Origin of the sequence: Maricaulis sp., assembly GCF_030149425.1 — a bacterium.
Taxonomy (GTDB): Bacteria; Pseudomonadota; Alphaproteobacteria; order Caulobacterales; family Maricaulaceae; genus Maricaulis.
This window is the reverse complement of sequence record NZ_JASBRQ010000049.1, coordinates 1-5,768: the sequence shown is the minus strand read 5'-3', so window position 1 is coordinate 5,768 and position 5,768 is coordinate 1. Positions and strand designations below refer to the sequence as shown.

The following is a 5,768-nucleotide window of genomic DNA, read 5'->3' as shown; positions in this document are numbered from 1 at the left end:
GTCGCGGGAACTGCTTGCCTATCGCTCGCCGTCATCATCCTGGCCATCCATCGTCTCACCGATGAGGTCATCTAGGCGGTTTCGATCGCGTCTGCCATAGGACGTGTCATCATTTCTTATAGTTTCTGCAATCGGGTCGTCATCGGGATCAGCCAACGGGGCGGTTTCACCGATGCGAGAGCTTTCCGGAGCAAGCACTTGCAGGGCCCGCGCGGTGGCATTGACCATATTGTAGATACGCGCCGACGTGATGGCTTCAGGCGGGCGCCCATCGACGCCGAAAGCGGCGGTGTAGAAAATTACGCCGAGGGCCAGAAGAACCAGACCGCGCACAACCCCGAAGATGAAGCCGAGCAGGCGGTCCACCACGCTGACATCCTCACCCTTGGCCAGACCCTGGGAGAGCGAGGAGGTCACGAAAGTGACGGCGAGATAGATGATCAGGAAGACCAGGCCGCCGACGGCAAAGGGGGCGACCCAGTCCGGATCGATCATTGCCCGGGCCGGTTCATAGAAAGCCGGCATGGCCCAGAGCGTAGCCAGCGAGGCGGCGACGAAGGCGGTGACCGAAAGCGCCTCGCGGACAAAACCGCGGACCAGCGCCAACAAACCGGAAACCAGCAGGATGGTCCCGCCGATCGCGTCAAATGTACTCAACGACCCGTCCATACGGGTATCTCCTTACTCACCGGCAATCGCGCGAAGAGTTTGCACCAATTCGAGCGCAGTTGCCACGCCGTCGACGCGAACGTGATCCGATTCGGAGGCACGCGGCGCGATAGCGCGTGTGAAACCAAGCTTGGCGGCCTCTTTGAGACGTGCCTCGGAGCGGCCGACCGGACGAACATCGCCGGAAAGACTAATTTCTCCGTAAACGACGCTCTTGGACGGTAAGGAGACGTCCAGGGCCGACGCGACAATCGCCGCGGCGACGGCGAGGTCGGCAGCCGGCTCATTGATTTTCAGCCCGCCGGCGACATTGAGGAAAATGTCCTGATTGCCGAACGCCACGCCGCAGCGCGCTTCCAGTACGGCGAGCACCATGGCCAGCCGGCCACTATCCCAGCCGACCACGGCGCGGCGCGGTGTGCCGAAGGCCGCCGGCGCGACAAGGGCCTGGATTTCCGAGAGCACCGGCCGGGTGCCTTCCATGCCGGCAAAGACCACCGAGCCGGCGGTGCCGTCCTCGCGGCCGTCGAGGAAGAGCGAGGAGGGGTTGGGCACTTCGCCGAGGCCTTTATCACCCATTTCGAAGACGCCGATCTCGTCGGTTGGACCAAAACGGTTCTTCACGGCGCGCAGGATGCGGAACTGGTGCGAGCGTTCGCCTTCGAAATAGAGCACCGCATCGACCATGTGTTCGACCACGCGCGGTCCGGCAATCTGGCCGTCCTTGGTGACGTGGCCGACGAGAATGACGGTGCAATTGCGCTTCTTGGCATAGCGCACCAGTTCCTGGGCGCAGGCGCGCACCTGGGCCACGGTGCCGGGGGCGGCGGTGAGCTGGTCGGACCACAGCGTCTGAATGGAATCGATCACCACCACGTCCGGCTTTTCCGACTTCAGACCGTCGAGAATGGCATTGAGCGAGGTTTCAGCGGCCAGCGAGACCGGTGCCTCGGCCAGGCCCAGGCGTTTGGCCCGGCGGCGCACCTGGGCCACCGCTTCCTCACCCGAGATATAAATGGCTCTCGCGTCCTGCTGCGCCAGGCGGGCCATGAGCTGGAGGAGGAGGGTGGATTTGCCGATCCCCGGATCGCCGCCCACCAGGATGGCCGAGCCCGGGACCAGGCCGCCGCCGGCGACGCGGTCCAGCTCCGTCAGGCCGGAGATCAGGCGCTGCGGTTCCGGCGTATCCGCACCGAGGTCAACCAGATCGAGCTTGGAGGCCCGGCCGCGGGTCTTGCGCGCCGTTGCCTGGGTGCCGAGCGGGGCCGCGGGGGCTTCTTCGACCAGCGTATTCCATTCGCCGCAATCATCGCACTTGCCGGCCCATTTCGAGTGCACCGCACCGCAGGATTGGCAAACATAAACGCTGTCGGAACGGGCCATCTCAATCTGTCTCCTCTGTCGTCGCGCCAGTTAAGCGGACCGGGGTGACAAAATAAGTCAGGCGGGCGCAGGCGGGCTGTGATCTTGCACACGATTCCCGGCCGTGCGTCTGGCTTCGGTGTCAGCCCTTGTAGACGCGGTTGAAGCGCAGGCCGAGACGGACCAGGAGTTCGTAGGAAATGGTGCCGGCGTGTTCAGAGAGCGCATCGAGGTCTGCGCCGAGGACATGGACATAATCGCCGGGGTGAACCTCGCCCTGAAAGTCACTCAGATCGACGGAAATCAGGTCCATGGAGACGCGCCCGAGAATGGGCACGAGCTGGCCGTTCAGCCGTGCGATGCCGCCTTCACCGCAAGCGCGCAGAATGCCATCGGCATAACCCGCAGCGATTGTCGCTGTGCGTATGGGGCGGTCGGCGGTCCAAGTTGCACCATAGCCGACACTGTCGCCGGGTTGCAGCATACGGACCTGTAACACCGGCGCTTCGATCCGGACGCAGACATCGAAACCGGTACCGGGCGCCGGGGCGCCAGCATATAGCGCAAGCCCCGGGCGGGTGACGTCGAACTGGTAGTCTGGGCCGAGCAGGACGCCAGCGGAATTGGCGAAACTTGCCGGGATGTCCGGAAGGGCGCCGCTAATGGCCTTGAAGCGTTCAAGCTGTTGCCGGTTAAGGGCGTGATCCGCTTCGTCAGCGCAGGCCAGATGGCTCATGATCTGGCGCACCTGAAGCCGGTCAAGCAGGCCTTCATCGAGGACGCGCTGCGTTTCGCGCTCATCCAGGCCAAGCCGGTTCATTCCGGTGTCGAAATGGATGGCACAGGGAAGGTCCGGCGCATGCTCGCGTAATTGCTGCAACTGGCCGAGGTCATTGATCACCGGGATCAGACCGGCCGTGTGCAGGGTGTCGGTCTCCGCCGGCCAGAAACCGTTGAAAACGAAAACCTCTCCCGGACGGTCGCCGAGCGCTTGGCGCGCTTCGAGGCCTTCGGAGGTGTGCGCGACGAAGAATTGCCGGCAGCCGGCATCGGCCAGGGCCGGTACGACCTGCTCCGCGCCCAACCCATAGGCATTGGCCTTGACCACGGCGGCGGTTTCAGCGCCCGGCGTGAGTGCCTGCAGATGGCGGTAATTGGTACGGATAATGTCCAGATCAACGACCAGGCGCGGGGCCGGGGCGATGTTAGTGAGCGCTGTCTTCAAACCGGGTATCAATATCGGAGAACTTCGTACGGGCACCATCAAAGGCCACCTTGGCCGTGCCGATGGCCCCGTGGCGCTGCTTGCCGATGATGACCTCAGCCAGCTTCTCGATCCTGCGAAACTCTTCTTCCCAGGCGAGATATTCCGGCGTGTCCTCACGCGGCTTCTCACGTTCTTTGTAATACGCTTCGCGGTAAACGAACATCACCACGTCTGCGTCCTGCTCGATCGAGCCCGATTCGCGCAGGTCGGAAAGCTGGGGCTTCTTGTCTTCGCGCTGCTCGACCTGACGGGAGAGCTGGGACAGGGCGATAACCGGAACGTTGAGTTCCTTGGCCAGGGCCTTGAGGTTCTGGGTGACGTCGGAGATTTCCTGTACCCGGCCTTCTCCGCCCTTGGACGAGGTGACCAGCTGCAGATAGTCCACCACGATCAGATCGAGCCCGTGGGTGCGCTTGAGGCGCCGGGCGCGCGCCGCGAGGGCCGAGATGGGCAGACCACCGGTATCGTCGATATAGAGCGGCAGGGACTGGATCTCGAGCACCGCATCGCGGATCTCTTCATACTGGGTCGCGTCGATCGTGCCCTGGCGGATCATATAGCCGGGGATGCCGGTGTAATCTGCGATCAGACGGGTGGCGAGCTGTTCCGCCGACATCTCGAGTGAGTAAAAGCCGACCACACCGCCATTGGTGGTCTTCTTGGTGCCGTCAGGCTGGATCTCGAACTCGTAATTCTTGGCCACATCGAAAGCGATATTGGTTGCCAGGGCGGTCTTTCCCATGGAGGGGCGTCCGGCAAGGATGATCAGGTCGGACGGGTGCAGGCCGCCGAGCTTTTCGTCCAGCGATTTGAGGCCGGAGGAAATCCCCGACAGGCCGCCATCGCGTTCATAGGCCGCCGCGGCGGTTTCGATCGCCTCGGCGAGGGCTTGTTTGAAACCGACAAAGCCGCGCTGGGCCGATCCTTCCTCGGCGAGATTATAGAGCTGCTGTTCGATGGTCTGGATCAGTTCGCGCGATTTGCGCTCCTGGTCCGTCGAGGCCGAATTGACCAGTTCATTGCCGACCCGGATCAGCTCCCGGCGCAGGGCCAGCTCATAGATGATGCGGGCGTATTCCGGCGAGGCGGCGCTGTCAGCCGCGCTCTCGATGAGGATGGCCAGATAGGTCGCGCCGCCGATCTCGCGCAGACCGTCATCGCGGTCGAAATGGGTTTTCAGCACCACTGCATCGGCCAGGGAGCCTTTACCGATCAGGTCGGTGGCGGTGTCATAGATGCGCGCATGTACCGGATCATAGAAATGCTCCGGCTTGAGCCAATCGGCGACGCGGTGAAACACCTCGTTGTCGTAAAGAAGTGATCCCAGAAAGGCCTGTTCCGCATCCAGATTGTGCGGAATGGTTTCCAGCTGGGTGTCTTCCTCGAACGGCAAAAGGGCGGTACTCATCTAGACGTATATCCCCAAGACAGCGCGGTTGAGCGGAGCCGTCGGTGTTAGTCGCGGCAGCGGTTTGAAGAAAGGGCTGAGATGCTATTTTCCTGCACCCTGTGGAAATGTGGATAACCGCGAATCGAAATCCTTTTCAGCCTATTGGCCGAAGCTGACAAAAGCGGTCACCCTGCAAAGTACTGCAGGCGCTAGGGCTGGGTTTTCCACAGCCCCTGGCAGGTGAGGCACGAAAAAGGGCGGACCCGAAGGCCCGCCCTTTCAACTCGTCCGGACGGAGATAAGGATTACGCCTCTTCTTCACCGGTCGCGTCTTCAGCAGCCGGAGCCGCTTCGCCGCCAAACTCTTCGTCTTCACGGTCCTGGCCGGCTTCGAAAAGCTCGGCAGCCTGCGCGTCGGCGATGGCGCGATCTTCGTCAGCGGCAGAGGCGATAACGTCCTCACCGGCAGCCTGGCGCTCGGCTTCGTCTTCGGAGCGAGCGACATTGATCGTGACATTGACCGACACGTCGGCATGCAGACGGATACGAACCTCGTGCAGGCCCAGCGTCTTGATCGGTGCGTTGATGGCAACCTGACCGCGGGAGACGGAAACGCCGCCCTCGGTGACGATCTCGGCGATATCGCGCGAGGTCACGGAACCATAAAGCTGACCGCTTTCACCGGCCTGGCGGATCATGACGAAGCTTTCGCCGTCAATCTTCTCGCCGTCGGTGGCTGCAGCAGAAGCGCGCTCGGCGTTACGCTTTTCCAGCGCATCGCGTTCGGCTTCGAAGCGAGCCAGGTTGGCTTCGGTGGCGCGCAGGGCTTTTTCCTGCGGCAGGAGGTAGTTACGGGCGAAACCCGGGCGCACGGTGACAACATCACCCATGGCACCAAGATTTTCCACGCGTTCCAGAAGAACCAGTTTCATTGCCAGATCTCCTTAGTCAGCAGCGTACGGCAGCAGGGCCAGCTGGCGGGCGCGCTTGATGGCGCGAGCCAGTTCGCGCTGCTTCTTAGCAGACACGGCCGTGATGCGGGACGGAACGATCTTGCCACGCTCGGACATGTAGCGGAGC

At 62.6% G+C, this 5,768-nt stretch carries 6 protein-coding genes; all 6 read right to left on the bottom strand.

Annotation, left to right across the window (positions count from 1 at the left end; all coding sequences use genetic code 11):
* Nucleotides 1-18: 18 nt before the first annotated feature.
* A complete protein-coding gene (locus Q1V57_RS07650) occupies nt 19-669 on the bottom strand; it encodes a CvpA family protein (protein WP_300529312.1) in 651 nt (216 codons plus the stop codon).
* Nucleotides 670-681: 12 nt separating this feature from the next.
* Complete coding sequence (radA, locus tag Q1V57_RS07645) at nt 682-2,052, bottom strand: DNA repair protein RadA (RefSeq protein WP_300529310.1); 1,371 nt, start codon at nt 2,050-2,052, stop codon at nt 682-684.
* 121 nt (nt 2,053-2,173) lie between these two features.
* Complete coding sequence (gene alr / locus Q1V57_RS07640; RefSeq protein ID WP_300529308.1) at nt 2,174-3,256, bottom strand: alanine racemase; 1,083 nt, start codon at nt 3,254-3,256, stop codon at nt 2,174-2,176.
* A complete protein-coding gene (locus Q1V57_RS07635; RefSeq protein ID WP_300529307.1) occupies nt 3,237-4,706 on the bottom strand; it encodes a replicative DNA helicase in 1,470 nt (489 codons plus the stop codon). Before Q1V57_RS07635 ends, alr begins: the two co-directional genes overlap by 20 nt.
* Before the next feature lie 287 nt (nt 4,707-4,993).
* Nucleotides 4,994-5,620 (bottom strand): 50S ribosomal protein L9, encoded by a 627-nt coding sequence (gene rplI, locus Q1V57_RS07630; protein ID WP_300529305.1) that lies wholly within the window; start codon nt 5,618-5,620, stop codon nt 4,994-4,996.
* Nucleotides 5,621-5,632: 12 nt separating this feature from the next.
* Nucleotides 5,633-5,768: 30S ribosomal protein S18 (gene rpsR / locus Q1V57_RS07625; protein ID WP_300529314.1), on the bottom strand; the 136-nt coding region annotated here is incomplete at its 5' end.

Excerpts from the sequence above, each read along its gene's own strand:
- rplI (WP_300529305.1), bottom strand. The coding sequence starts at position 5,620 with ATGAAACTGGTTCTTCTGGAACGCGTGGAAAATCTTGGTGCCATGGGT.
- Q1V57_RS07635 (WP_300529307.1), bottom strand. The coding sequence starts at position 4,706 with ATGAGTACCGCCCTTTTGCCGTTCGAGGAAGACACCCAGCTGGAAACC.
- Q1V57_RS07650 (WP_300529312.1), bottom strand. The coding sequence starts at position 669 with ATGGACGGGTCGTTGAGTACATTTGACGCGATCGGCGGGACCATCCTG.
- radA (WP_300529310.1), bottom strand. The coding sequence starts at position 2,052 with ATGGCCCGTTCCGACAGCGTTTATGTTTGCCAATCCTGCGGTGCGGTG.